Origin of the sequence: Rhizobium aureum (genome assembly GCF_030182495.1) — a bacterium.
Taxonomy (GTDB): Bacteria; Pseudomonadota; Alphaproteobacteria; order Rhizobiales; family Rhizobiaceae; genus Rhizobium; species Rhizobium tropici_C.
In genome coordinates, this window is record NZ_JAQJCI010000002.1 from 343,220 (window position 1) to 367,799 (window position 24,580).

The following is a 24,580-nucleotide window of genomic DNA, read 5'->3' on the forward strand; positions in this document are numbered from 1 at the left end:
ACCGCTTCAGTCCTCACGAAATGCTCTGTTGAAGCTGTCGAGAAGTGGTCTGATAGCATAGAACGCCACGCTGCTTTTGCCGGTTTCGATCAGCGTCTGTGCGGGCATGCCTGCGATCAGCTCGACATCGCTCATTTTCGTCAACCTCTCGTCCGTTACACGGATTGTCGCGGCAAAGTACGGCTGGCCGCTCTGCGTATCGGTGAGACGATCCGCCGATACATACTCGACCCGACCTTTCAAGAGTGGAACACGCCGCTGATTGTATGGAAGGAGGTGAACCTGCGCCTCGAGCCCCGCATGGACGAGATTGATGTCTTCCGGCCTGACGTGGGCGGATACGACAAGGCGATCGGCACCGGGGAGAAGGTCGACAAGCGGTTCGCCGGCGCCAATCACCCCACCGGCTGTGTGGATGCGCAGGTTCATGATTGTTCCATCGTCGGGAGCACGGATATCGGTCCTTGAAAGCTGGTCGTCGATCGCCCGCAAGCGCTCGCGCAACTGCATGATCTGGCCTTCCGTGTCGCGCATGCCCTGTGCGACTTCGCTCAACCGGTCGCTCTCAAGCTTTGCGAGATCGGCCTGTGACTCGCTGATGACCTGGTAGGCGCGGGAGATCTGCGCCTCTACCTGACCCTGCTGGCCATCCAGATCCGCTTTTTCCCGCTGGAGGTTGAGAAGTCTGCTTTTTCTTTCCAGTCCTTTGGCGTTGAGCACCGTGACCTGATCCAGTTCTTCCTGCGAGATTGCGGCCCTGTCGGCCAATGCTGCCTTTTGTGCGCCAAGTCCGACGATTTCCTGCCGTACCTGCGCGATTTTTTCATTGGTAATCCCGACTTCCGCCTGCATGACCCGGCGCCGCGCTTCGAAGATTTTCTGTTGCCCAGTCAGAATCGCGCCAACCGAAGGATCCCTGTCCATTGCCGCCCGGAGGTCCTGCGGATAGGCGACATGATCACCGCCCGTCTGCTCTACAAGCAAGCGCGCGCGGCTTGCTTCGGCGTCCCAGAGTTGCCCTTGAATGCTGTCGCGCTCCGAGCGAAACTTCGTATCGTCGAGTTCTATGATGATCTGCCCGGCCGTGACCGCATCGCCGTTTTTGACAAGTATCCGTCGCACAATTCCGCCTTCCAGATGCTGAATGGTCTTGCGGCTGGACTCCGGTTCGATAACGCCCGGTGCAATCGCGGCGCTCTTCAGCGGCGCCAGAACCGACCAGGCTCCCAATCCGACTATAAAGACGCCGATCAGCAGGTTGCCTGTCCAAACAACGCCTCTGAGCCTCGGCATGGGCGAAGGAGGGGCGGGGCCGCGCTGTTTCGGGTCGATCACCGGTGAATAGGCCTGTCGCTTGGCCGTCGATCGTCGAGCGAACCGCTGGCCTGTCCTTGACGAATTTGAAAACCTCGCCAGCATTGCGTCCAGGTGAACAAGGGTCATGGCGGCGTCCCTCCCTACGTTCCTGTTCGAGATGGCGGTTGAAGATAGGTTTCGTAAATCCGCTCGCTCTCGCCGAAGGCCGCCACCGTCCCGTTGCGCATAATGGCAATCTTGTTGGTGACCGGCAGGATCCCCATCCGATGCGTTATGATGACGACGGTCATTCCCCTGGATTTCATGCGTTCGATTGCCCTGAACAGCATGCGTTCGCCGTCATAGTCCAGGCTCGAGTTTGGATCGTCGAGAACGACAAGGGATGGGTTTCCATAGGCGGCCCGCGCCAGTGCCAACTGCTGGCGCTGAGCTCGAAGCAGCAGGTTTCCGCCTTCGCCGATATCGGTCTCGTAGCCCTGGGGCAGCCGCATGATCGCTTCGTGCAATCCAACCAGCTTCGCGGCATCGATCGCTTTGACTGGATCTCCTCCGTCAAGCCGGCCTATCACATCCTTGATTGCGCCGCCGAAGAGTTCGATGTCCTGGGGCAGGTATCCGACATGATGGGTTCCCCCGCAAAGGCGCAGAGCCGATATGTCGACACCGCCAAGAAGAGCACATCCGCCCGTTGCCTGCACAACACCTGCCATGACGCGGCCTAGTGTCGATTTTCCCGATCCCGACGGGCCGATGAGCGCTACGCAATCGCCCGGCGCGAGGCGCAATGTGATACCGGTCAATATCTGCTTGTTGGCGAATGGCTGAATATAGCTGACGTTATCGAGAACCAGGCCATTGGGCTCTGGTTGCGGCACCGTTCGGGGATCGCGTTCCGCTGCAACGGCGATCAGCATTCCATTCAAGCGATTGAAGGCATTCCGCGCAAAGGTGAAAGAGCGCCATGCACCTATTGCGCCCTCGATGGGTGCCAGCCCGCGCCCGAGCAGCAAGCTCGCAACGAAGATGATTCCTGGGCTGCTGTTGCTCGCAAGCACCAGCCATGTCGCCGATCCCATCATGAGGATCTGCGCGAGCGTGCGGATTGCCTTGGAGAAGCCAAGAATGATCTCCGTCCGATGCATCGCGATGTCCTGGACCCTTCTTGCCATTTCCGCATCGCGATAGACGACCAGTGCCGCGCCATACTGCATGCCCATGGCCCGGATCACCTCGATGTTCTTGAGGGCGCTCGCAAATCGCTGATAGCTCCTCGAAAGAGCAAGATTGGCGCGGGCAAGCGGCTCTTGAGTCGCCAGTTCCGTCAGGAACGCAAACAGCAGAAGCGCAACCGCGCTCAGAAGACCGATGGTCCCAAGCAGCGGATGAACAAGAAAGAGCAGGAGCAGGAAAATTGGCGCCCAGGGAACGTCGAAAAAAAGGGAACTGGCTGGTGAATCGAGGAACTGGCGTAGTACGGCGAGGTCCCTGTAGCATTCCGTGGCGGCTCCCGCATTGGCGCGAGCGGCATATTCGAATGATGCGGTGAGCACCATCGGCCGTAACCTGTGATCCAGCCAGCTGCCGATGCGCGAAAGAGCTGCCCTGCGAACGATATCCAGCGTGGATCCGACCAGCACGGCAACGGCGATAATCATCGTCAGCATCAGAAGCGTGTCGGCGCTTCGGCTCGACAGGACCCTATCATAGATCTGGAGTAGATAGATCGAAGGCGCCAGAAGGAAGAGATTGTAGCCGCAGCTATAGAGGAAAACCAATCCGAAGGCTCCGGCACAAGCCCGGAGCGCAACAACGAGCTGTGTCTGTGGGCGCGATAGCTTTGCAGAAAGCGTTGCCATTATCAGATCTCGCTGCGCTTGATGCCGACAAGAAGAGGCTGCTGGCTGATTTTGCAACCTATGAGGGTCGCCGACCGAAGCCGGCGACCTTCAGGATCTGAGTTTCAGGAGCCCAGATGGCTGAGATCGATATGACCGAAGTCATTTACGAAATGATCGAGAGCATTGTTCACCGTCGTCGTTTCTGGATCGGTGTGAACCAACGCTGACGAGATATCACCGCCTCGAGCGATGTTTCCGTTACCACCATTGCCGCCGACGCCTGCGAGGATGGTGGCATGCTGATCAGCCAGAAGCTGCGTATACTGGGTCCCGGTCGTCGCGGCGCTCACCGCAGCTACGTCGCCGCCACTCGAGCTTCCTTGACTGCCGTCGGAGTGAGAATCTCCCCCCGCGCCGCCGGCGCCAGTGTTCGTCACCGCCGCCAGGAAGCCGTTCTGGGCCTGAGTAAAGCCACCACTTCCGCCACCGCCGGCGGTCCAATCGGCCGTCTGCCAAACATGATCGCCGTTGTGCAAATCGGTCGATGCTCCATCGACTGTTTGCACATTGGCGACATACGCAACCGGGTTGTAGTCGATATTCCCATGGCTGTAGCCATCACCGCCATTACCGGCATTGGCATCGCCCGCATTTGGATCATTGAGTTGAATCGTGTCAGACATTTGTGGAATAGGCATTGATGTCCCTCCTTCTACTTCGTTTCGTCCGAGTTTGTTCTACGGCGTGGGTATCCAGCATCTCATCGCCAGCCAATACAACCGCAGGTAAATATTACCCGCGATTTGATCTGTGAGCTATCTAGCTAATCGGCGACGTTCCTTCGGGCGTATGGTTGGAGGTGATAGAGTGATATTCCGGTTTAGCCGTTAGGGATTTGGCTCTGGTGGCACGATCATGATGATATCTGCCATCCGGTCGAAGCGATGCCGTTCTTCAAAGCAAAGGCTATCAGGCAAAACGGCTAAATTCTGGGGGTCCGATCAGGCTGCGCTTGGCGAGGAGATCCTGTTCGAAGGTTGAAAACGAGTGTTTTCCGCCGCGAAAGATGGCTTGGGCGACGCCGAACCTGTAAACCAGGGGGTGGATCTGGCGCTTTTAAGCACGCATAACGGGTGCCGCATCCATGACAGCCAAATGGCTACGGAACTAGCCGACTGGATGTAGACGAATTGCAGGCTCTGTTTTTTTCACCTTCAGATGCACAATGCCCTGAACAATTCAGGCGGCATATGCTGTTCGCTTGAACGTGCGGTTGATCGCGCAATGGAGACGGTAATGACGGAAGTTCGTCCCTTATCGGAAGACTTGCCCAAAACAGGCACCGATCAAAACCTCGCCCCCAATTCGGCTGCGGGGCATCTGGCGCTGGTGCCGACCTGGCTTCCATTGGATGTCGCTTCTGGTCCGAGCTACAATTCTGCCGGCAGCGGTGGTGACGGGATAAGCGTAGGCGTGATCGACAGCAACGCTTTGGCCGTCTTCATGCCCTCCAATGCCGCTATTGCAGGACCTCATTCGGCTGCCGACGCCTTCCAGGGCAACGATGCGCTCATCAATCAGCATCCCACCGAAATGGCTGGGATAGGCGGGAATGGCGGAAGCGGCAATGTTGCCATCGGCGGCGGGGGCGTCAGTCATGCGGGCACCGGGGGCAATGGTCTTTTCTATGGCGGCCTCGTAAGCACCGACGTCGCACTGTTTGCCCCCGTAAATGCTGCCGTTGCGGCAGGCCCTGGCGCGGTGGCTCACGCCGATCAATCGAACAATGCCCTGTTCCTGCAGGGTGCAACCCAGATTGGTGGCGTTGGCGGCTCGGGAGGGGACCATAATGTCGCAAGCCATGATGCATCGATGAGCCCGGGAACTGCACTTACATTTACCGGCGACAATTATGCCGGCCACGGCGGCAATGGATTTTTCGTTGGCAGCATGGTCGACGTCAGCGTGGCCATTTTTTCACCGATCAACATCGCCGTGGGCGCGGCAGGCGGCTCGGCGGAGGCTCATCAGGCAAACAATGCAATTTTTGATCAGGGCACCGTGCAGATTGCAGGCATCGGTGGCGACGGCGGTGGCTTCAACATGTCGTCGGGGACGATCTTTACCGGCAGTCATGAGGGGGGCGGCGGCGGGATCGGATCGTCAACCGGCAGCATGGTAGACGTCAATCTCGCCTATTTCCATCCTATCAACATCGCCGTTCCCGCCGGCGGGACGGCGGACGCCCAACAGATCGATCATGTTCTCTATGATCAGCACGCGCTTCAGCTGGCCGGCATCGGTGGCCACGGCGGGGGCGGCAACCTCACGGACGCCCACTCGGCTCTCGTGGACGACATTCTGAGCTTCATCCATACCTAGCGGATAGAATCCCATTTGCATTGCGCGAACTCAACTGCGCAAAATCCGTTCTTCCCGCCATTTTTCCAGCCGCATGCCGGATCGTCTCCGGCGCTCGGGCTTTCGCCTCATGGGCCGACATGCCGCGGAACACATTTCGCTGAGGTACCGAACAATCGACCATGCCTTATCCGCATTGTCGTCGATTACTGCTGCCTTGAGTTGAGATGTGGGATCAAGTGCAAGTCGATCGATAGCTTCTTCTATCCAACGACATTTCCTGTATGCACATGTAATAGATCGATTGCCTTTTCAGTGTGTTTGAAAGCTCTATTGACCTTCTTGTGGCACGCGAATTCCGCGAAAGCATGTATTTTCTACAGCGACAGGTCGATTCTGCATGTCCTTCATAAATAGGTGTTCCAACCTGTTTTACAGGCTCTGGTTGTCACTCACCAAGGTTTCTGAGACTATGAGAATTCTCATGAGAGATAAGACTATTGATATCGAGAATACCTCTTTTTTCTGTCATGACATGAAGTGAGTGCAGCAATAATGTGTGTTCCTGTTGGTCTGCAAATATTCCGGGGAGCACGCAGGTGTCCAACAGTACTAAAACTAAGCGCCAGATGCGGCGCAGTGCACCAACTATTGTCGTAATTCAGCATTCCACACTGGCGCGAACGACTGTGGTCAAGCTTCTTGAGCATGAATTCGCCGGTTGGAATTTTATCGATATGATCTCCACCGAGAGTCTCGATAGAGCCCTTGGAGCGGAGGTGCGTCTGATTGCACTCGATCTGGCCGGCAGAGGTGTTGAGAGCACAAGCCTGCGTGACGATCTCGCGGCAATTGCTGCACGTTTTCCTGAGGCTCCTGTTACCTTGCTTTTGGGCACAGATGACGTCAACATAGTCCGTCAGGCACTCGAGATGGGCATTCGCGGCTTTTTCTCGACGTCACTTCCCATTGACATCGCCCTTGCCGGCCTCCGTCTCGTTCTGGCGGGAGGAACATTCTGCCCACAGCTATTGGGAGCTGTTGCAAACGGCTCAAACGAGCATATTCCGGTCAGAAACGAGGCCGAAAAAAGCTTGGATGATAGGACGCAATATTTGGCGATCGCCGATTTCACTCCCCGGGAGGCGGATGTCCTCGCGGAGCTGCAATGCGGCTGCTCAAATAAGGTCATTGCAGGAAAACTCAATTTGTCGGGCCATACCGTGAAGATGCATCTGCAACATATCATGCGTAAGTTGCAGGCGCAGAACCGCACCGAAGTGGTTGCCCGCTTGGTTCAAAGAGCCGCCAGCGGGCCAGACGCCTCGCCGAGTTAGGCGAAGGTGGCAGAACTTTTTGGGATCGCTTTTGTGGCCTCATCCACATGGAAGACGAGGCGACGCGGGGATCCGGCCTTTGCCGTCGTCAAGGCCATGGCCGAGGCGCATGGCGGCCACGCCACGGTCGACAGCCGCAAGGGCGGAGGCACGACGGTCGTTCTCCCGATCCCGCATTGTTGGAGGTTCACGATCGAAGGTTGCCGTCCTTGGAAGAGGGATGCAGCGGAACGAAAAGCCCGCGGCGCTGTTCTCAATGAAGAATTGTCCCAAGAGGCCTTCTGTCGGAGAATAACGTGCCGAATCTGATGGATGATATGCCCCTCGATCCGAGCTGGCTCGATATCGTCGTTCGGCTCGCATTGGTGACGGCAGTGGGTGCCCTGGTCGGCATAAACCGCGAAGCTGGTGGCCACGCGGCGGGATTCCGTACGACGATTCTGGTGGGCTTGGCAGCTTGCCTCACAATGATCCAGGCCAATCTTCTGCTGTCGACAGTGGGCAAGACACCGCAATCATTCCCCTCGGCGTACTGACCGGGGTCGGTTTCATCGGCGGCGGCGCCATCCTCAAGCGCGGGGATCTGGTGACCGGCGTGACGACGGCGGCGACCCTTTGGATCATGACCGCGATCGGCCTGTGTATCGGCGGCGGTCAATTGATCGTCGGTTCGGCCGGCGCCGTCATCGCCTTTATCGTGCTGTCGCCCTTTAAACGGTTCGACAAGCTGATACCGCGCCGGCAGAAGGCGCGGTTCGTGATCGAGCTTCCGCGGGATGCCGGCGGTACGGTCGCCGACATGCAACGGCGCTGGAGCCGCGCGGATATGCCTTCGCCTTTCTCGCCGAGACGATGGGACCGACGGAGGCGACCGCGCATATTTCCTACGAGGTGCGATGGAGGCAGGCGGGCTTGGATGCCGGCGGCGCGCAGTTGCTTGCGTCTCTCCGGGAGTATCACAAGATCGTATCCTTCGAGATGCTGACGACGGGCACATGACCATCGGCGATCAAGACGGAACATTCGCAGGCGACAAATGTTTTCCCCTATCAAACACGGGAGAAAACAATGACCGAGATCAAGAATACGAAAACGGCAAGGGATCCTCCGGATCGCGCCGATATTCGCACCCTGCAAGCGCTCGATCAGGCGGCCGGCGGCTCAGGAGATGTCACGCAGGCTGCCGCAGCAGGAGCATCGGCGCAGGATATTCCGCCGCAACCGGGTACGGACGATGCTCGCTGCGAGGATTCGGCCGAATGCGATCGGCGTCGCAGACGGGAGGTCGATGAGGTTTTCTTCAGGATTTCCAAGGTGCAGTCCGGCCTTCAATCGCAACAGCTTGATGATTTGGCGCCGGCGGCTGAGGAGGGTGCATCTTCAGCGTGGAAACAAGAAAGAGCCGATGCCGAAATTCGCGCGGAAATCGAAAGCAGGCTGAAAGCGGATGGGCTGCTCGATACCGCGGGCATTTTCGTCACCGTAAGCCGCGGACGAGTCATCATCGAAGGATCCGTCGAAAATCACGAAGCCAAGCAGCGCGCGGAAGCGATCTCCCGACAGGCGGGCGGCATCGTCGGGCACGACAGCAATCTTGCTATCCGCAAGACGCGATAGATGGACACGCCGAGATGCGCATGTTGTTGCTCGTGGTCTTTGGTCTGATGATCGCATCGGTACTGGCCATTCTCGTCATCAAGCCATTTACCGCCGGCGACAGCCGGGACACGACGGTGACCAATGGGCCAATCGAGCAGCCGGAACCGAAGCCGTAAGACATCCTCATTTGATGGGTTCTCATTTGCTGGGCTGTTGACTGTTTTGCTGCCCATTTTTCGGATCACCCGGCTTGATGATGGGAGTATTGCCGACCTTTGGCGCAGGCTTTTCCATTTGACTATCGCCGACGGATGGCGGCTTGAGAACGCCGCCGCAGTCCGCCAACGTCCGACTTGGATCGCTGTCCGGTGCCGGAGTTGCCTGGCCGTCGCCTGGCTGCTGGTTTTCCGTCTGTCGATTGGTGTCCATAGCCTTGCACCGGTCGTCGTTCGGCGTTTGTTGTGCGAATGCGAAGGTCGAGGAAACAGCGACCGCCATCGCCGCCAGCAGAATGCCGCGGCATCTCGGTAAGGTCCAGCCATTCAAATGGCGCGGCCAATCGAAGCTGCGTTGCAACGATCGTGCCGAAGTCGATGATGCAGCCGTCGACGACATTGCGTTGGTGATATTCTTTGTCATTGTTCACCTCGATGACGGTATGAAGTTCTCGTGGCGAAAAACGTTTCCGATTGGGGTGGTCGTCCGCTTCGATCGGAACCAGTCGGCTTGAGAGACCTATCAGTCTTCGGCATCCCAGATGCCGGGAAGGCTGCGGATCGGATGGGTGGGAAGCTCGCCTGCCATTTCGTTGGCTATGGAGAGAAAGCGGAAAAATCTCCATATTCTTCAGCACCATCGTGTCCGCTTGGCACGATCTGCAGCCTCACAGGGCTAACGTCCGGCTATGCGCATTGTTCCGGCCGACGCCGACGGGATGCGGCGTCGCGCGATGGAACCATCTCGCAGCGCTGAGGTTAGGCCGGTATGGGATTTGCAACTTACGGAGGCCTGCAATGGCACCCCAGGAACCCAAAAAACCGCTTTCTGCGACCGAGGCTCGTCAGGGCGTGCGCGGCGTGCATCTTTTCGCCGTGTTGGTCACGGGGCTGGTTTTGGCCGCAATCGTGTGGGCCGGCGTCGAACTATGGGGCCGTTACATCGAGCCGAATAAATCGGAAAACCCGGCGCCGCCCATAAGCTCCTCCGGCGGACAGCCGCAGGGCGGCACGATCGACAATACTCCGCCCGCCGGACAAGCTGCCCAGCCCGCACCGACCGACCGGTCGGAAAACAATCAGCAGGGCACCAAGAGCACGCCGGCCCAGCCAAACCGGGACGGAACTCAGAATTAGGAAAGAAACGTACGGCGAAGCCATGATTGCGCTCCGCAGCAGGCCGTTCGCCCACCAAAATTCGGCCGGGCTATGTACGCCCGGGAATTGTCTCTGCGAGAATTTCCCGCGTATTGACACTATCCGACGTTACGGTCCTTTGGAGAGTCATCATTTTCGGCTTCGGGCGGCGCAACTTTCCGCCGAAGCCTTATCAGCACGTCTTCGCCGTCAACGGATGCTCGTGTTCGCTCCATGATCTCGCGCTCCGCAGCCGCTTGCTCCCAGTGGAGATGGCTGCATCCCCAGGGGCGCCCCGCGGCCTCCCAAATGGCATAGGCCCGTTTGCTGATCCATTCGAACCGCTCATCCGTCATTTGTTCTCCTCCATTTTTGGATGCATAGAACTGCGCTTGTGCATGAATGTTCCGCGCCGGGAACAATAATGGTGCTGACGGGTTGCACCTTATGTTGAGAACTTCACAAAAGCATGAATCCGCGACAGAAAGGAGGAGCCTGATGGCTTTGACGTTGATCAGCAAGGCCTTCGCTGAAGACGAGCCGATACCGAGCAAATACGCGATGGAAGGCGAGAATTTATTCCCCCCGCTCTCTTGGGGCGGTGCTCCCGATAAAACCCAGAGCTTTGCCCTGATCGTCGAGGATCCCGATGCACCGAGCGGTACGTTTTGCCATTGCGGCATTGCCAACATTCCGGCGGAATGGACGGGGCTGGCTGAAAGCGTCGACACGACGCAGGAGCAGGCGCTCCGCTTTTACAAAAACGATTTCGGCAATGCCCGTTACGACGGTCCGCGGCCGCCACGCGGCGATCCCCCTCATCGTTATATCTTTCGGCTCGCTGCGCTTGACGTGCCGAGGGTTACCCTTCCGGATGCCGTCGGGGCGGAGGCGATGTGGCAGAAAGTGAAGAAACACACGCTGGCAGAGGCAAGCATCATCGGCACCTATCAATCCTAGGCTTATGCTCTGTCAGCCTTCTGCGACCGGCGCCGCGGCGCGGCTGCTCCCGGCACGAATGGTCGCCGAAATCCGACCTCCGGATGGTTGCAATGAACGGAAAAGATCAGGGCGATTCAGACAGGGACGAGCCGCGCAGCTTCGCGGCCGAGGATGTTCGCCAAGGCGAGATCATCCTGAAACGGCGTTGGCAGCGCGTGATATTCATCGGTGGGCTTGCCGCGGCGGTATTGCTCATTCTGCTGGTACGCTTTGCCGGATAGGCAAACGAGATCGCAAACAAGTCAAAGGAGGGCTCATCATGCCCGCAAAGTCGAAATCGCAGCAAATGGCCGCCGGCGCGGCGCTCGCCGCCAAGCGCGGCGAGAGGAAGAAGAGTGAGCTGAAGGGCGCATCGAAGAGCATGGTCGACTCCATGAGCGAAAAGGAGCTTCACGACATGGCATCGACCAAGCGAAAGGGAAAACCGGCGCACGCGGCCAAATCCTAACGGTTCGGTCATTCACTGAAGCGTTGGGCCGTTCCAGCCTCACCGCTTCCACCGCCAGTCGCGAACTTCCGGCATATCCTCGCCATGGCGCCGGACATAGTCATGGTGCTTGACGAGCTTTGCTCTCAGGCCATCCACGACATCCGGAACTTTTTCGGCCAAACCCGGCACGCGGTTGATCGCCTCCAGCGCGAGATGATAGCGATCCAGCTCATTCAGCACCGTCATGTCGAAGGGCGTGGTCGTCGTGCCTTCCTCGATGAACCCGCGCACATGGATGTTGTCGTGATTGGTTCGTCTGTAGGTCAGCCGGTGGATCAGATAGGGATAGCCGTGATAGGCGAAGATCACCGGTTTGTCCGTGGTGAAGATCCGGTCGAATGCCTGATGCTCGAGACCGTGCGGATGCTGCTCCGGATCCTGAAGGGCCAGGAGATCGACCACGTTGACCGTTCGGATCTTCAAGTCCGGGATCGCCTCATGCAATAGCATGACGGCGGCAAGCGTCTCCATGGTCGGCACATCGCCGGCACAGGCCATGATGAGGTCGGGAGCGATCGTATTCTCCTCGTAGCTCGCCCAATCCCAGATGCCGACGCCGGCCTTACAATGGGCGATCGCCTCGTCCATACCGAGCCACTGCGATTCAGGCTGCTTGCCGGCGACGATGACGTTGATCCGGTCATAAGTCCTCAGGCAATGATCAGCGACCCACAGCAGTGTATTGGCATCCGGTGGCAGGTAGATGCGCACCACATCGGCCTTCTTGTTGGCGACGAGATCGACGAAGCCGGGATCCTGATGCGAAAAGCCGTTGTGATCCTGCCGCCAGACATGCGACGTCAGCAGGTAGTTCAGCGATGAGATCGGCTTGCGCCACGGCAGCTCGCGCGAGACCTTCAGCCACTTGGCATGCTGGTTGAACATGGAATCGACGATATGGATGAAGGCCTCGTAGCAAGAAAAAAGCCCGTGCCGGCCCGTGAGCAGATATCCTTCCAGCCAACCTTGGCAAAGATGTTCGCTCAGGACTTCCATCACCCGGCCCTCCGGCGCTAGATGGACGTCATAGTCTTCGATTGCCTCCATCCAGACACGATCGGTCGCTTCGAAGACGCTGCCGAGGCGGTTCGATTCCGTCTCGTCAGGGCCGAAGATGCGAAAATTCTGCCTGATGTCATTGAGCTTCAGCGTGTCGCGCAGATAGTGGCCGAGTATCTCCGTCGATTGCACCTGCTTGCTGCCGCGCTCGCCGATCTCGACAGCGTAGTCCTCGAGGGAGGGAACCAGGAGCTCTTTGCGAAGCAGGCCGCCATTGGCATGGGGGTTGGCACCCATCCGTCTTTCGCCTTTGGGTGCCTGCGCCCGCAGCTCGGCCTTCAGCCGCCCATCGCGATCGAAAAGATCGTCGGGATCATAGCCGCGCATCCAGTCTTCGAGGATCTTTCGGTGGCTCTCGTCGCCGCGGCAATTGGCGACGGGCACCTGGTGCGCCCGCCAGAAACCTTCGACCTTCTTGCCGTCCACTTGCCTGGGTCCCGTCCAGCCTTTCGGGCTGCGCAGCACGATCATCGGCCAGCGGGGCATTCCTTCGGGCGAAGTCTTTTCGCGTGCGTTTCTCTGTATGCTGCGAATGCGGTCGAACGTCTGATCGAATGTTGCGGCCATCGCCTGATGCATCGCGGCGGGCTCGTGCCCCTCGACGAAAAACGGCTCGTAGCCGTAACCGGAGAACAGGTTTTTAAGATCGTCGTCGCCTGCCCGGCCGAGGATCGTCGGATTGGCGATCTTGTAGCCGTTGAGATGGAGGATGGGCAGCACCGCGCCATCGCGCGCCGGATTGAGGAATTTGTTGGAATGCCAGCTTGCCGCCAGCGGCCCGGTTTCGGCTTCGCCATCGCCGACGACACAGGCGACGACGAGGTCGGGGTTGTCGAAAGCCGCGCCGAAGGCATGGACGAGCGCATAGCCGAGCTCGCCGCCTTCATGGATGGAGCCCGGCGTCTCGGGTGCCGCATGGCTTGGAATGCCGCCGGGGAAGGAAAATTGCTTGAACAGCTTCTGCATCCCGTCCGCAGTCTCGGCGATATCCGGATATATCTCGCTGTAGGTGCCCTCAAGGTAGGTATTGGCGACCATGCCGGGACCACCGTGACCCGGTCCGCATATGTAGATGATGTCGAGATCGCGTGCCTTGATGACACGGTTCAGATGGGCATAGATGAAATTCAGACCAGGCGTCGTGCCCCAGTGACCGAGCAGTCGCGGCTTGATGTGCTCGGGTCTCAACGGCTCGCGCAGCAGCGGATTGTCCATCAGGTAGATTTGGCCGACGGAAAGATAGTTGGCAGCCCGCCAGTAGCGGTCGATCAGAGAGAGTTCTTCGGTTGAGAGCGGCGTGGTGACTGCATTCATTTCCGTCTCCTCGTTTTCGTCATGTGATAAGGGCCACGGCCTCGTCGGCGATCACCTGTTCCTCATCGGTCGGGATCACGAATAGCTTCACTTGGCTGGAACCTGCACTGATCGAGGTCAAATTGCGCCGGTTTGCATCGTCATCGATCTCGATACCCAACCATTGCAACCTCCGTACGACGCGGGCTCTGATCTGCGGCTGGTTTTCGCCGATGCCGGCGGTGAAGACCAGAGCGTCGAGGCCTCCGATCGTCGCGCACATCCGGCCGACTTCGCCCGATATGCGCAGGCAGAAGAGATCTATGGCTTCAGCCGCCTCCGGCCGCTTGTCTTCGAGCAGGACGCGGGTGTCGCCGCTGATGCCGGAAACGCCGAGCAGGCCGCATTCATGGTAGAGAAAGTCTTCGATCCGTTCCGGCTCCCGCATCCCGCTCCTCATCAGATAGAGTAGGGCGCCCGGGTCGAGCCAACCGGGACGTGTCGCCATCGGGATCCCGTCCAGGGCCGAAAACCCCATGCTGGTGTCGCGGCTGATGCCATTTTCCATTGCGCACAGGCTGGCGCCGCTGCCGAGATGGCATGCGATGACCTTGCCCCCGGCGCTTGCCGGCTCGATCTTGCTAAGCTGCGAGGCGATGCATTTGTAGGAAAGGCCGTGAAAGCCGTAGCGGCGCACGCCGTCATCATGCATGCCGCGCGGGATTGCCAACCTGCTGACAAGGCCTGATTGCGACGAATGGAAGGCCGTATCGAACGAAGCGGCTTGCCGAACCTCGGGTCGAAGCTTTTCGATAGACCGGATGACGCGGAGCGCCTGCGGTTGATGGAGGGGGGCAAGGGGAACGAGCTTCTCGATCCGGTCGATCGCGGCATCGTCGAGCAGCGTCGCCTCTCGAAACATCAGGCCGCCATGGACAACGCGATGGGCGACCGCGCGCAGCCTGCCCGGAAGATGTGCGAGCATATGGTCCAGGGTTTCGGCGACGACGGAGACGAAATTTGCATCGTTGTCGCCCTTGACCGACCTCTCGTATTTATCGTCTCCGATGGAGTAGCGAAGCATCAGCGGAGCTTGATCGAAGTCGATCTTTCCGCGGCCGACATTGCGCGCCTGCGTGCCCGCAAGCTCGAAGACCCCGATTTTCAAGGTCGAGGACCCGGCATTGAATGTCAGCAAGACATCGTCGGTCATGTCAGCCTCGGATGAAGGATGTCGACTACCGCTAGTTAGGGCATTCGGGCCCGGAAACAACCGGGCATGTGGTCGCAGAGCCGATCGGGCAAATGCTTGAGGAACCAAGCCGAGGCAGGGCGGTTCGGATCATGGTCAATTCGATAATCATTCGGCGAATGCCCGCCGATATGAGGAGGTGCAAGATGGAAACCTACCGCCGATATCGCAAGAACGAGGTTCCGCCGGGCTCCATTATCGTCAAATTCTATCATTCCGGCGATCAGATCAGGGGTTTCCTGCGCAAGGAAACACCGCCTGGTGAAGATGATGTCGTTTTCCCTGGTGAGGAAATGGAGCCTAATGACGCTTTCATAGCGGCACGCAACAAGATGATCGGCGAGACGCTCAGGCCGATCTATGTGGAGCTGTCCGAGGGTGTGCAGTGGGACCCGGCATGGGGCCGGCTGGAGTGATCTGAACCGAGCCGGCGCCTTTTTCCTGTGAAGAGAGCGTCATCGGCCCGGCCAATGCTGGCGGGCCTCTTCTGTAACCGCCGTCTTGCGCGGCCGCTTCCTCTCAAGGGGCGGCATGGCTTCGACTGGTGAGGCAAGCCCGAGCCGCTCGGCCAGTCGTCGGGCATCGACCGGTGCCCTGACTTTCACGTCATTATCGAAATAGACATAGACGTCGCGACCCCTCGCGGACGATGTCAGCGGCTTCAACACGCGATTGGCGTCGGCGGGCTCGCGACCGTGCGCCCAGGCGCTGATTCGTCTTGCCCACTTATCGAGAGCCTTGTCGTCGTAGCCGCTGACATAGAGCTCTTCCGAGCCATGGAGACGGCAATAGACAAAATCGGCCGTGATATCCATCAGCAACGGCCATTCGACCGTGTCGGCGCAAACCAGTCCCATCTTGTGTTCCCTCAGCAGCCGGATGAAATCGGCTTGCGCGAAGCTATCGTTGCGGATCTCGAATGCATGGCGCAGTGGCCTGTTTTCGTCGGTCTCCAGCCAGTCGCGCCCTTCCATCCATGCATCGCGTCGCCTCGCAAGTTTGACCGCGGCATGGGTGTCCTTTGGCAGCATTGACATGAAGGTGGAAAAGAGTTCGGCGTCGAATTGTAGCCGCGGCGGAAACTGCCAGAGGATAGGGCCAAGCTTCGGTCCAAGGCGCAGCAAACCTGAGGCCATGAAATTGGCGAGCGGCGTCTCGACATCGCGCAGCCTGCGCATATGGGTTATGTAGCGGGAGCCCTTGATGGCAAAGACGAAGCCATCGGGCGTATCGTCCCGCCATTTCGCAAAAGCCTCGGGACGTTGCAATCCGTAGAATGTGCCATTGATCTCGATGGAAGGAAACTGCCGGGAGGCATAGGCCAGCTCGCGCTTCTGTGTCGTGCCTTCCGGATAGAAAACGCCGCGCCAGGGGGCGTAGGTCCAGCCTGAAATACCGATACGGATCGTACCTGTCTTTGTCATCAATTCATGGCCATGTCTGGAGCCGCTTGCTTCGGGATGACTTCGGCAAAGCCGGTGCCCCCACTAGGTGGCATTGATGGAAGGGAGAAACGACATGACCTCGCTGCGTTGCCGCGGTTCGAGTGTCTCGATCTCCCGTTTCCAGAATGTCTCGGCTTCGGGAGGGTCCGCTTCCCAGCTGTTGGTCGATAGAATATTATCATCCATGACCAGAAGCCTGCGTCCGCCGAGCCGCAGATATTCCTTCGCAAGTTCCTGAGCACCGTTTCTCATGGAGTCTGGGTTTTTCATAGATGCTGGGTTTCTCATGGCATCTGCTCCTCGATTGCGGCATGTATCGCCAGCCATCCACATCGCATCCGATGCAGTCGATATATGGAAAGCCTATGGCGACGCCGGGTGGCCCGCGAAACACGAAACGGTCCCGCATTTTCCCGAGTTTTCGTCATTGAGGACAATTCCTGCTCGTCGCGCTGTCGTTCGATTGACTATTTTGCGTGTCGTTGCCTTGTGTCGTGTTCTTGCCGGTTTTCATGGCATTGCAGTCCTGCGACTGACCGTTGGAATTGGGAGTACCGGTCGCACCGGTGCCGGTGGTGCCTCCGTTTCCGTCGGAAGTGCCATTATTTTGCGTGCCTGTCGCGGCGCCGTTGCCGCTGCCGGATCCACCGGCGCCAGTGCCGCCAGAGCCGGACTGCTGCGCCATGACAGCTGTGGCCATGCCGATCGACAAGGCGCCGACTGCGATCATTTTCATCAACATAGGATCATTCCTCTCTTCTGTTTGCCGCCTTCAAACTCAACAGCAGAGTGGTTGTTTCCAGTTTTCTGCATTTTTGCTCTTGGCAGGATCATGCTTTTGAAGACGCTTCCTTCGCGGAACAAATCGAGCTTGCGAAAGTTGTAGGCGTCTTTTCCAGAGAGAACGGACCCATGTCTTCCTTCAAGAATCGGCCTGTGATCAGCGACTTTCAGTACCCCGGCGAGGCTCCAGGCGGCGATCCATTTCTGGGGACGATCAACAGCGAGCTTGCCGACAAGGGCTTTCTGGTCACCAGCACGGACGAGTTCGTCACCTGGGCGCGCACGGGATCGCTGATGTGGATGACGTTCGGGCTCGCCTGCTGCGCGATCGAAATGATGCAGATGTCGATGCCGCGCTATGATGTCGAACGCTTTGGCGCGGCGCCAAGGGCTAGCCCGAGGCAGTCGGATCTAATGATTGTCGCGGGTACGCTTTGCAACAAGATGGCGCCGGCGCTTCGCAAGGTCTACGACCAGATGCCAGAGCCGCGCTATGTCATCTCGATGGGTTCTTGCGCCAATGGCGGCGGCTATTATCACTATTCCTACTCGGTCGTGCGCGGATGCGACCGGGTCGTTCCCATCGATATCTACGTGCCGGGCTGTCCACCGACCGCGGAAGCCTTGCTCTATGGCATCATGCTTCTTCAACGCAAGATTCGCCGAAACGGGACAATCGAGCGGTAATCCCTTCTGCATCGGCCCGCTGCTTTTCCGATTTCTTTTGCAGCGACAGCAGGCGATTTTTTGGAATTGGATGGAACAAGCTCGGAATACAACCGTTTCCCCGCAAGACGTAAACGGCGTCTGAAGTCCGAAAGTCAATCCAAAGCATCCCGAACAGGCATCGCGGTATAGCGAAAGCGGAGACTACTCAAATCAAGACCAATGGCGATTGGGCCGGCACCCGCGTGGATGCCGATCTCATCGCGCATGGCCGGCGTTGAACGAGATCGGGTGCTGCATGCGAGGCGGGCGAGGAGCGCTCTTATTAGAACCTGCCAAGGAGGAAGTTGTGACCGACCTGTCCCGAACAACCGGTCTGCAAACCGAAATTGTCGAACTTATTCCAGCCCTTCGCGCCTTTGCGCGGACCTTTCACAGAAATACCAACGATGCCGACGATCTTGTTCAGGAGACCCTGGCGAAGGCATTGGCCAATCTCAATCAATTCGATCGCGGCACCCGACTGAAATCGTGGCTGTTCACGATCATGCGCAATACGTTTTGCACGAAGTTCCGCATTGCCAAGCGGGAGGCTCCGGGCAGCAAGAAATGTGTTTCCGGTGATGGCATCGCCTTGCCGTCGCAGGAATGGACAATCCGGGCAAGGGAGCTGGAGGAAGCTTGCAATCACCTGCCCGAGCCTTATCGGGCGGTGCTTGAATATGTCGTCATAGAAGGCCGTTCCTATGATGCCGCGGCAGAAAAATTCGGCTGCGCGATCGGCACGGTGAAAAGCAGGATCAATCGGGCAAGGCAGCAATTGGCCGCTCGCCTCGACGAGGATAGGCGCTGACGGATTGGATCTCCGTCACACGAGCAGGAAACAGTGCTCGATATCCGATTTTCGGTTGTTGAACAGAGCCTTGGCAATGTGCTCCATGGCAGCCGATTTCTCGCACAGCACAAAGCCGGCAAAATCCGCCGTTGCGCCGGGCGGTTCCCGAGCCAGGGCGAAGACATAGGGAAGCCTCTGCCTTTCAAGCCGTTCAACCAGATAAATGGCGCGCTCCGGAGCCAGATGCAAATCCAGGATTACCGCATCCGCATCGCTCTCCTCAATCAGTTCGGCGGCATGCTCGATGTCATCGACCGGTCCGACTATGATCGCGCCGAGCTCTTGCAATTTTTGCCGTGCCTCGTCGGCGAGGAAATAACCGTCCTCCACGATCAGAAGCCGTTTGCCCCGGAACATCTGGCTATAGGGGGCCGTCGAGTTGTCCATCCATCAATCCAGAGTGAGTTAATCGCTTATAGATGGTTTCGCGTGAACTGAAAGTGAACCGCAAGGCGGGACAAAGGCTGGCGTTCACCTCATGGGAACCTGGCGTCCAGAACATTCTAGGCCGATAAAAGTTTCCAAATCCACAGCGAAAGAATCTTGTGAAAGCATGGCGGAGCGCAGCGGGTTCAGGAACAAACGGCCGCGTCTGCGGTTTTTCATTGAGGAGAGGGACCTCCGCGACATGGGAGGATCGAATGCACGAAGTCATTGATGTCGAATTTAAAATGCTTTGGAACGCTCCGGTTCGCCTTGCTGCCGGGGATCAGGGTTGCCAGACCGTTCAGGGGCCGGAAGACGCCATCCATTTCCTCGCACGACGATGGCCGTATGAAAGAGGCTCCTCCTACGCCCATGCAAGGGAGCGCTGCGTCGCAGCCGTTTCGCATCGGATTCCAGTCGAGGCATCGAGACCAGCCTTCGTGATGGCCTGCCTTGATGCGCGGTTGATGGCAACAGGCGGATATCGGCCATGAGCAACGACGACACGATTTCCGAAACGGAAGCTTATGAACTCGGCAGGAAGGCCTTCCAAAAGGGTGCAAGCGGCGACAACAACCCATTTCCGGAAGGTGACCACCGCCGAGACAAGTGGGCGCACGGGTTTATGGATGCGCAGAAGATCCTAAGCGATGAGCACCTGCCAGGCCGCCCGTCGAGCTGATAGGCAAGGCATTGTAGATTCCTCCAGGTAAAATCAGCTGAGATTACCTCTGCGTCCCAAGAGGCCCATCGCCTTCCCACATCAGCAGGAATTTCTGCGTGACCAAGGGCAGATTGTCGTCCAGCCATCTGGCCATCGATTGTTCTTCGGCAAGGCTTGCCTGCAATGCATCCTTCGCTTCGCGGAAATTTCCGGCATCCGCGATCGTCAGCAGCGATTTATATGCCGCAATTTCATAGTTTTCGAATGCGAAGTCGGCGAAGGCGTCTTTCAACACCGCGTCGCCCATGCCTGCATGGCTCATGACGGCTGTCGCGCCGGTGAATGAAAGGACCATGTCGTTGACGCTCAGGTAATTTTCATCCAGTTCCTCAAGAATATGCTCAAGGCGGATGATCTGATCCTGGGTCTCGCTGATATGCTGTTCGAGCTTTGCTGCCACTTCGGGATAGCGGTCCATGCGCGGCAGTTGTGGCCTCATCATGCTCAGGGCTTCGTTTTCCATCGCATGGGCATTTCGAAGACCGATGACAAACATGTCGTGGATTTCCGTTTCCGCCATGGTTTCCTCCTTTGGTAGGCCACGCTCCATCGCTGGTTCCGAACCGCAGCGGATACCGGTTGTTCCGGCATGACAAGGCGAATGGATCAGCTATCGCCGTCTCGTTCGTTGAGATCGATCTGACCCTTTTCGGCCAGGATCGGCAGGGCGATATTGTGCTGTGCCTCGTTCATTTCCTGAACGGTGACCAGCGTTCCTCCCTGTTCGAGAGCGGCCGCGTAGGCCGCACGCTGTTCCTCGTGAAAGAAGATTCCCGTCAGCGCATCGAGAAAGCCCATATGATCGATCGGCGACGTATCCGGCCGATTGCCCGGCGTCATGGTGATTGCATCCTTGGGTATGCCGGCGTCCATGAGAGCCTGCGCTGCCGCCTCCGCATCATATTCGTCCTTGAAGAACGCGCTCAGCGCAAAGGAACCTATTTTGCCGTTGCCGTTCATGACGCCTTCCCTCCGTTCCAACCGTTCATCATTCTAACGAACAGCAATGAGGTGGGTTCCCCTCTCGGCAGCATCCGAGCATGGAACAAAGAGAACGGCGATTAGTTGATCGTCGTAGAGTCTGGAACCATAGCGAGCCCCCAATGCTCGATAGATTTCCTCTGACCGGTACAGGTCCTTCGCTGGCATATGAACATGCGGACGCAGAAACCCTCGATGAACTGCGCGACGATGCTCGCTCGTGCACGCGATGCGATCTCTACCGCAATGCCACCCACCTCGTCTTCGGTGAAGGGCCAGATACGGCCGATATCGTGCTTGTGGGCGAACAGCCCGGCGACAAGGAGGATTTGGCCGCGCGGCCTTTCGTCGGACCTGCGGGCCGGCTTCTCGATCAGTGCCTCGAAGAGGCCGGCGTGGAGCGGGACCGCTGCTACGTCACCAATGCCGTCAAACATTTCAAATATCAGATGCGCGGGAAGAAGCGCCTGCATGCAAGGCCCAATGCCGGAGAGGTGCAGCGTTGCGCCTGGTGGCTCGGGGCTGAGCTCGAACTCCTGAAGCCCAAACTGGTCGTCGCACTCGGCGCGACAGCGGTATCCTCGCTGCTCGGTTCGAAGGTCAAGGTCATGCGCGACCGTGGCCATATCCTGCATTCCGCGGGAAAGCCCGATGTTCTCGTGACCATTCATCCTTCGGCACTTTTGCGGATCAGGGAGCAGGATGAAAAGGAAAAGAGCCGGCTCGCCTTCGTTCGGGATCTGAAAAAGATCCGACGCTTTCTGCCGCATTGACCATCATTTCAACCGATTGACCGGGAGCTGAAACCCCGCACGACAACAAGCAAAGGTCAAGTCATGGCTGACAATCAACCCGATATCATGGAAACAAAGCCGGATCGGCGGAAACAGCGGCCGGTTGAAAATGCAGACCGGCGGGCCGATTCCTCGGTGGAAAAGCGGCCTTCACTCGTCCGTCGCCATCCCTTCTGGATTCTCTCCGGCATTGTAGTGCTGGCGGCTCTGATCGTTGGCGCATGGTTCGGCTGGAAGATCTATTTCTATCCTTACGAGTCGACGGATGACGCTTTCGTCGCCGCGCGCAGTTTTTCCGTGGCTGCCAAAGTTTCCGGTTATGTCGCGGAAGTTCCGGTGACAGACAACCAGCACGTCGCCGCCGGCGATGTCATCTTGCGGATCGAGCCGCGCGACTATCAGATTGCGCTCGATCAGGCGAATGGCCAGGTGGAGGTCGCCAAGGCGGCCGTTGATAGCGCCGGCGCGCAGATCGAAGCGGCCAATGCTTCGGTCGACGTCGCCAGAGCGCAGCAGAATTCCGCCGCCGCCGCCCTCCAATATGCGCAGCAGGAATCCGCTCGTCAGCAACAGTTGGTCAAGAGCGGCTCCGGCAGCGTACAGGCCGTCCAGCAGGCGGCCTCGACCTTGCAGCAGGATCAGGCAAGCCTCGCGCAGATGCAGGCGAACGTGACCTCCGCATTGAAGAACAAGACTGTCGCGGAAGCACAGAAATCCAGCGCGCTCGCCAGCCTGAAACAGGCCGAAGCGCAGGCGGAAGAGGCGCAGCAGAACCTGAGCTATACGACGATCACCGCAGCCCAGCCGGGCCGCGTTGTGCGCCTCACCGGCGCCAAGGGCCAATATATCGACGCAGGGCAGGCGATCTCGACCTTCGTTCCCGACGAAATCTGGATTACGGCAAACTTCAAGGAGACGCAGCTGACGGACATGCGGCCGGGCCAGCCCGTGGAGCTCACGATCGACGCTTATCCGGATCATAAGCTTCACGGCAAGGTCGCATCCGTCCAGCCAGGTTCCGGAACGGCCTTCTCGCTGCTGCCGGCCGAAAATGCGACCGGCAACTACGTCAAGGTCACGCAGCGCGTGCCGGTCAAGATCATGGTCGACAAATGGCCCGCAGATGTCGCCATCGGCCCCGGCATGTCCGTGGTGCCGTCGGTGACGGTGCGCCCGAGGAGCTGAGATGAGCGGCGCAAGCGCAACGGCAGGCGGGGCAGGGGCGTCGTCCGCGCATACGACGAATCCGTGGCTGATTGCCATCGTGGTGTCGCTCGCGACCTTCATGGAGGTGCTCGACACGACGATCGCCAATGTGGCGCTACGCTATATTTCCGGCGGTCTGGCCGTCAGTTCCGACGAGGCATCCTGGGTCGTCACGACCTATCTCGTCTCGAATGCGATCGTGCTTGTTGCCAGCAGCTATTTTGCCGAGCGGGTCGGCCGTCGCAGGTTCTATCTCCTGTGCCTGGCGACCTTCACGATCGCTTCCGTCCTGTGCGGCCTCTCCTGGAATCTGGAAACATTGCTGATGTTCCGCGTGATCCAGGGCTTTGCCGGCGGCGGCATGGTGCCGACCTCGCAGGCGATCCTTGCGGACGCCTTTCCGCCGGCAAAGCGCGGACAGGCCTTCGCTCTTTTCGGCGTCGCCGTGGTCGTGGCGCCGGTCATCGGGCCGACATTGGGCGGCTATCTCTCCGACAATCTTTCCTGGCACTGGTGTTTTCTCATCAACGGCCCTGTCGGCGTCTTCGCCTTTGCCCTCGTCTATGTCCTGTTGAAAGAGACGCCTCAGACAAAGCGCATGCGCGAAGAGTTTCGCCGTAAAGGCGTCCGCTTCGATCTTGTCGGCTTTCTGCTGGTGGCGACCTTCCTCGGCTCACTGGAACTTGTGCTGGATCGGGGCCAGACAGATGACTGGTTCGGCTCCGGCTTCATCATTGTGATGGTTGCCATATGCGTTCTCGCATTTCTCCTCGCAATCCCATGGGTTCTGACCAAGGCCAACCCGATCATCGATGGCTGGCTGCTTGGCACCCGGCAATTCGGATCCTGCTTCATTGTCATGATGGCAACCGGCGCCATACTGATCGCAACGACGCAGTTCATTCCCGAAGTCGTGCAGCAGAATTACGGCTACACGGCCACCTGGGCTGGGCTCGCCCTATCGCCGGGCGGGCTTGTGACCATGGTCATGATGTTCGTCGCCGGCCGGGTGAATTCACTGGTTCAGCCGAAATACCTGATTGCCATCGGCGCTGGGATCATTGCCGTGTCCATGTGGCAATTGACCCGGCTCTATCCCGGCCTGAACTTCGGTTTCTTCGTCTGGTCGCGTCTCTATATCGGACTTGGCCTGCCGCTGATCTTCATCCCGATCACCTCAGCCTCCTATTACGGCCTCAGGCCGGAGCAGACCAACCAGGCATCCGCGATGATCAATGCGGCCCGCAATATCGGCGGTTCGATCGGCGTGTGCATCGCGTCGAATGTGCTTGCTCATCGCGAGCAATGGCATCAGAGCCGCCTTGTGGAGCATGTCACGCCATCCTCACCGGCCTATCAGGAGACGCTGCAGACCATGTCGCGCTATTTTGCCGAGAAAGGGCGCGACGATGGCGGATGCGCGGATACAGGCGACCGCCTGGATCGGGCAGCAGGTACAGACGCAGGCGAGCTTTCTCGCCTATATCGACGTGTTCCACGTGCTGATGCTGATCGTGCTTTGTGCCATTCCACTGGCATTGATCCTCAGCAATGTGGATCTGAAGGAGGGCGGCGGTAGCATGCATTGAGAGCGATGATCCATGAGTTGCAATTCCCGCCAAATCCATCGCTCGCGATTTGAAGCGATCCGCGGTCTTGGATTACAGGCAAACTCGTCATCCGGTCGAGTTGCCTTCCAGGCGCGATGAGAGCGATGACTGAGCGGAACCATGCAGGGCGAAGGCCGTTCCTCTCCGGTA

General features: G+C 58.6%; 30 protein-coding genes and 1 pseudogene. 18 read left to right on the forward strand and 13 right to left on the reverse strand.

The annotated features are described in order from the left end of the window. Window positions 1-6 precede the first annotated feature (6 nt). The 3 genes from PH552_RS07335 to PH552_RS07345 form a co-directional block, all read right to left on the reverse strand. Entirely contained in the window at window positions 7-1,443 is a 1,437-nt protein-coding gene (locus PH552_RS07335; protein WP_112344681.1) for an HlyD family type I secretion periplasmic adaptor subunit, read from the reverse strand. 14 nt (window positions 1,444-1,457) lie between these two features. Next, window positions 1,458-3,173: a type I secretion system permease/ATPase gene (locus PH552_RS07340; protein WP_183761081.1), complete on the reverse strand. Its 1,716-nt coding sequence runs from the start codon at window positions 3,171-3,173 to the stop codon at window positions 1,458-1,460. Between the two features lie 104 nt (window positions 3,174-3,277). Beyond that, window positions 3,278-3,853 carry a PE-PGRS family protein gene (locus PH552_RS07345; protein WP_112344683.1) on the reverse strand — a complete coding sequence of 192 codons (576 nt, stop codon included), beginning with the start codon at window positions 3,851-3,853 and terminating at the stop codon, window positions 3,278-3,280. A 598-nt stretch (window positions 3,854-4,451) separates the two neighbouring features. Here PH552_RS07345 and PH552_RS07350 point away from each other — a divergent pair. From PH552_RS07350 to PH552_RS07370, 6 genes are all read left to right on the forward strand, one after another. Beyond that, complete coding sequence (locus tag PH552_RS07350) at window positions 4,452-5,537, forward strand: hypothetical protein (protein WP_183761078.1); 1,086 nt, start codon at window positions 4,452-4,454, stop codon at window positions 5,535-5,537. Window positions 5,538-6,145: 608 nt separating this feature from the next. Beyond that, window positions 6,146-6,853, forward strand: a complete 708-nt coding sequence (locus PH552_RS07355; RefSeq protein WP_210260478.1) for a LuxR family transcriptional regulator — start codon at window positions 6,146-6,148, stop codon at window positions 6,851-6,853. 296 nt (window positions 6,854-7,149) lie between these two features. Next, complete coding sequence (locus tag PH552_RS33820; RefSeq protein WP_483315481.1) at window positions 7,150-7,389, forward strand: MgtC/SapB family protein; 240 nt, start codon at window positions 7,150-7,152, stop codon at window positions 7,387-7,389. Continuing rightward, window positions 7,311-7,838 carry an MgtC/SapB family protein gene (locus tag PH552_RS33825; RefSeq protein WP_483315482.1) on the forward strand — a complete coding sequence of 176 codons (528 nt, stop codon included), beginning with the start codon at window positions 7,311-7,313 and terminating at the stop codon, window positions 7,836-7,838. Before PH552_RS33820 ends, PH552_RS33825 begins: the two co-directional genes overlap by 79 nt. An 83-nt stretch (window positions 7,839-7,921) precedes the next feature. Next, complete coding sequence (locus PH552_RS07365; RefSeq protein WP_183761072.1) at window positions 7,922-8,470, forward strand: BON domain-containing protein; 549 nt, start codon at window positions 7,922-7,924, stop codon at window positions 8,468-8,470. 14 nt (window positions 8,471-8,484) lie between these two features. Beyond that, the gene (locus PH552_RS07370; RefSeq protein ID WP_181592422.1) at window positions 8,485-8,628 is read left to right on the forward strand and encodes a hypothetical protein; all 144 of its coding nucleotides are present in this window, start codon (window positions 8,485-8,487) and stop codon (window positions 8,626-8,628) included. A gap of 22 nt (window positions 8,629-8,650) precedes the next feature. Here PH552_RS07370 and PH552_RS07375 read toward each other — a convergent pair whose 3' ends face one another. Continuing rightward, window positions 8,651-9,028, reverse strand: a complete 378-nt coding sequence (locus PH552_RS07375; RefSeq protein WP_285165793.1) for a hypothetical protein — start codon at window positions 9,026-9,028, stop codon at window positions 8,651-8,653. A gap of 437 nt (window positions 9,029-9,465) precedes the next feature. Between PH552_RS07375 and PH552_RS07380 the strand changes: the two genes are divergently transcribed. Continuing rightward, entirely contained in the window at window positions 9,466-9,804 is a 339-nt protein-coding gene (locus PH552_RS07380; protein WP_112344690.1) for a hypothetical protein, read from the forward strand. A gap of 119 nt (window positions 9,805-9,923) precedes the next feature. Here PH552_RS07380 and PH552_RS07385 read toward each other — a convergent pair whose 3' ends face one another. After that, window positions 9,924-10,160 (reverse strand): DUF2934 domain-containing protein, encoded by a 237-nt coding sequence (locus PH552_RS07385; protein ID WP_112344691.1) that lies wholly within the window; start codon window positions 10,158-10,160, stop codon window positions 9,924-9,926. 142 nt (window positions 10,161-10,302) lie between these two features. Between PH552_RS07385 and PH552_RS07390 the strand changes: the two genes are divergently transcribed. The 3 genes from PH552_RS07390 (at window position 10,303) to PH552_RS07400 (ending at window position 11,254) form a co-directional block, all read left to right on the forward strand. Next, window positions 10,303-10,764: a YbhB/YbcL family Raf kinase inhibitor-like protein gene (locus tag PH552_RS07390; RefSeq protein WP_112344692.1), complete on the forward strand. Its 462-nt coding sequence runs from the start codon at window positions 10,303-10,305 to the stop codon at window positions 10,762-10,764. Between the two features lie 92 nt (window positions 10,765-10,856). Continuing rightward, window positions 10,857-11,027, forward strand: a complete 171-nt coding sequence (locus tag PH552_RS07395) for a hypothetical protein (protein ID WP_181592424.1) — start codon at window positions 10,857-10,859, stop codon at window positions 11,025-11,027. A gap of 38 nt (window positions 11,028-11,065) precedes the next feature. Further along, entirely contained in the window at window positions 11,066-11,254 is a 189-nt protein-coding gene (locus tag PH552_RS07400) for a DUF3008 family protein (RefSeq protein ID WP_112344693.1), read from the forward strand. A gap of 39 nt (window positions 11,255-11,293) precedes the next feature. On the opposite strand, the gene PH552_RS07405 is transcribed toward PH552_RS07400, so the two are convergent. Continuing rightward, a complete protein-coding gene (locus PH552_RS07405; protein WP_183761069.1) occupies window positions 11,294-13,669 on the reverse strand; it encodes a phosphoketolase family protein in 2,376 nt (791 codons plus the stop codon). A gap of 19 nt (window positions 13,670-13,688) precedes the next feature. Continuing rightward, on the reverse strand, window positions 13,689-14,861 hold the full coding sequence (locus PH552_RS07410; RefSeq protein WP_183761066.1) for an acetate/propionate family kinase: 1,173 nt from the start codon (window positions 14,859-14,861) through the stop codon (window positions 13,689-13,691). A 185-nt stretch (window positions 14,862-15,046) separates the two neighbouring features. Between PH552_RS07410 and PH552_RS07415 the strand changes: the two genes are divergently transcribed. Next, window positions 15,047-15,316 (forward strand): hypothetical protein, encoded by a 270-nt coding sequence (locus PH552_RS07415; protein WP_113250381.1) that lies wholly within the window; start codon window positions 15,047-15,049, stop codon window positions 15,314-15,316. 39 nt (window positions 15,317-15,355) lie between these two features. Here PH552_RS07415 and PH552_RS07420 read toward each other — a convergent pair whose 3' ends face one another. The 3 genes from PH552_RS07420 to PH552_RS07430 form a co-directional block, all read right to left on the reverse strand. Beyond that, window positions 15,356-16,324: a DUF72 domain-containing protein gene (locus tag PH552_RS07420; protein WP_183761063.1), complete on the reverse strand. Its 969-nt coding sequence runs from the start codon at window positions 16,322-16,324 to the stop codon at window positions 15,356-15,358. Window positions 16,325-16,387: 63 nt separating this feature from the next. Beyond that, a complete protein-coding gene (locus PH552_RS07425) occupies window positions 16,388-16,597 on the reverse strand; it encodes a hypothetical protein (protein WP_112345183.1) in 210 nt (69 codons plus the stop codon). A gap of 172 nt (window positions 16,598-16,769) precedes the next feature. Beyond that, window positions 16,770-17,087: an oxidoreductase gene (locus PH552_RS07430; protein WP_112344698.1), complete on the reverse strand. Its 318-nt coding sequence runs from the start codon at window positions 17,085-17,087 to the stop codon at window positions 16,770-16,772. 170 nt (window positions 17,088-17,257) lie between these two features. Here PH552_RS07430 and PH552_RS07435 point away from each other — a divergent pair, with 170 nt between their 5' ends. Together PH552_RS07435 and PH552_RS07440 are read left to right on the forward strand one after the other, a co-directional pair. After that, window positions 17,258-17,815, forward strand: a complete 558-nt coding sequence (locus tag PH552_RS07435) for a NuoB/complex I 20 kDa subunit family protein (RefSeq protein WP_112344699.1) — start codon at window positions 17,258-17,260, stop codon at window positions 17,813-17,815. A gap of 328 nt (window positions 17,816-18,143) precedes the next feature. Beyond that, a complete protein-coding gene (locus PH552_RS07440) occupies window positions 18,144-18,647 on the forward strand; it encodes a sigma-70 family RNA polymerase sigma factor (protein ID WP_112344700.1) in 504 nt (167 codons plus the stop codon). 15 nt (window positions 18,648-18,662) lie between these two features. Here PH552_RS07440 and PH552_RS07445 read toward each other — a convergent pair whose 3' ends face one another. After that, window positions 18,663-19,076, reverse strand: a complete 414-nt coding sequence (locus PH552_RS07445; protein WP_285165794.1) for a response regulator — start codon at window positions 19,074-19,076, stop codon at window positions 18,663-18,665. Between the two features lie 284 nt (window positions 19,077-19,360). Between PH552_RS07445 and PH552_RS07450 the strand changes: the two genes are divergently transcribed. Beyond that, window positions 19,361-19,609: a DUF982 domain-containing protein gene (locus PH552_RS07450; RefSeq protein WP_245430485.1), complete on the forward strand. Its 249-nt coding sequence runs from the start codon at window positions 19,361-19,363 to the stop codon at window positions 19,607-19,609. After that, window positions 19,606-19,797 carry a ribosome modulation factor gene (locus tag PH552_RS07455; protein WP_113250385.1) on the forward strand — a complete coding sequence of 64 codons (192 nt, stop codon included), beginning with the start codon at window positions 19,606-19,608 and terminating at the stop codon, window positions 19,795-19,797. Before PH552_RS07450 ends, PH552_RS07455 begins: the two co-directional genes overlap by 4 nt. Before the next feature lie 43 nt (window positions 19,798-19,840). On the opposite strand, the gene PH552_RS07460 is transcribed toward PH552_RS07455, so the two are convergent. Further along, window positions 19,841-20,359, reverse strand: a complete 519-nt coding sequence (locus PH552_RS07460) for a ferritin-like domain-containing protein (protein WP_183761056.1) — start codon at window positions 20,357-20,359, stop codon at window positions 19,841-19,843. Between the two features lie 86 nt (window positions 20,360-20,445). After that, window positions 20,446-20,799 (reverse strand): hypothetical protein, encoded by a 354-nt coding sequence (locus PH552_RS07465; RefSeq protein ID WP_183761053.1) that lies wholly within the window; start codon window positions 20,797-20,799, stop codon window positions 20,446-20,448. Window positions 20,800-20,942: 143 nt separating this feature from the next. Between PH552_RS07465 and PH552_RS07470 the strand changes: the two genes are divergently transcribed. The 3 genes and pseudogenes from PH552_RS07470 (at window position 20,943) to PH552_RS07480 (ending at window position 24,409) form a co-directional block, all read left to right on the forward strand. Beyond that, complete coding sequence (locus PH552_RS07470) at window positions 20,943-21,593, forward strand: UdgX family uracil-DNA binding protein (protein WP_112344705.1); 651 nt, start codon at window positions 20,943-20,945, stop codon at window positions 21,591-21,593. 63 nt (window positions 21,594-21,656) lie between these two features. Then, entirely contained in the window at window positions 21,657-22,799 is a 1,143-nt protein-coding gene (locus tag PH552_RS07475) for an HlyD family secretion protein (protein WP_183761050.1), read from the forward strand. 1 nt (window position 22,800) lies between these two features. After that, a pseudogene (locus PH552_RS07480) lies at window positions 22,801-24,409 on the forward strand (DHA2 family efflux MFS transporter permease subunit). The last annotated feature ends 171 nt before the right edge of the window (window positions 24,410-24,580 follow it).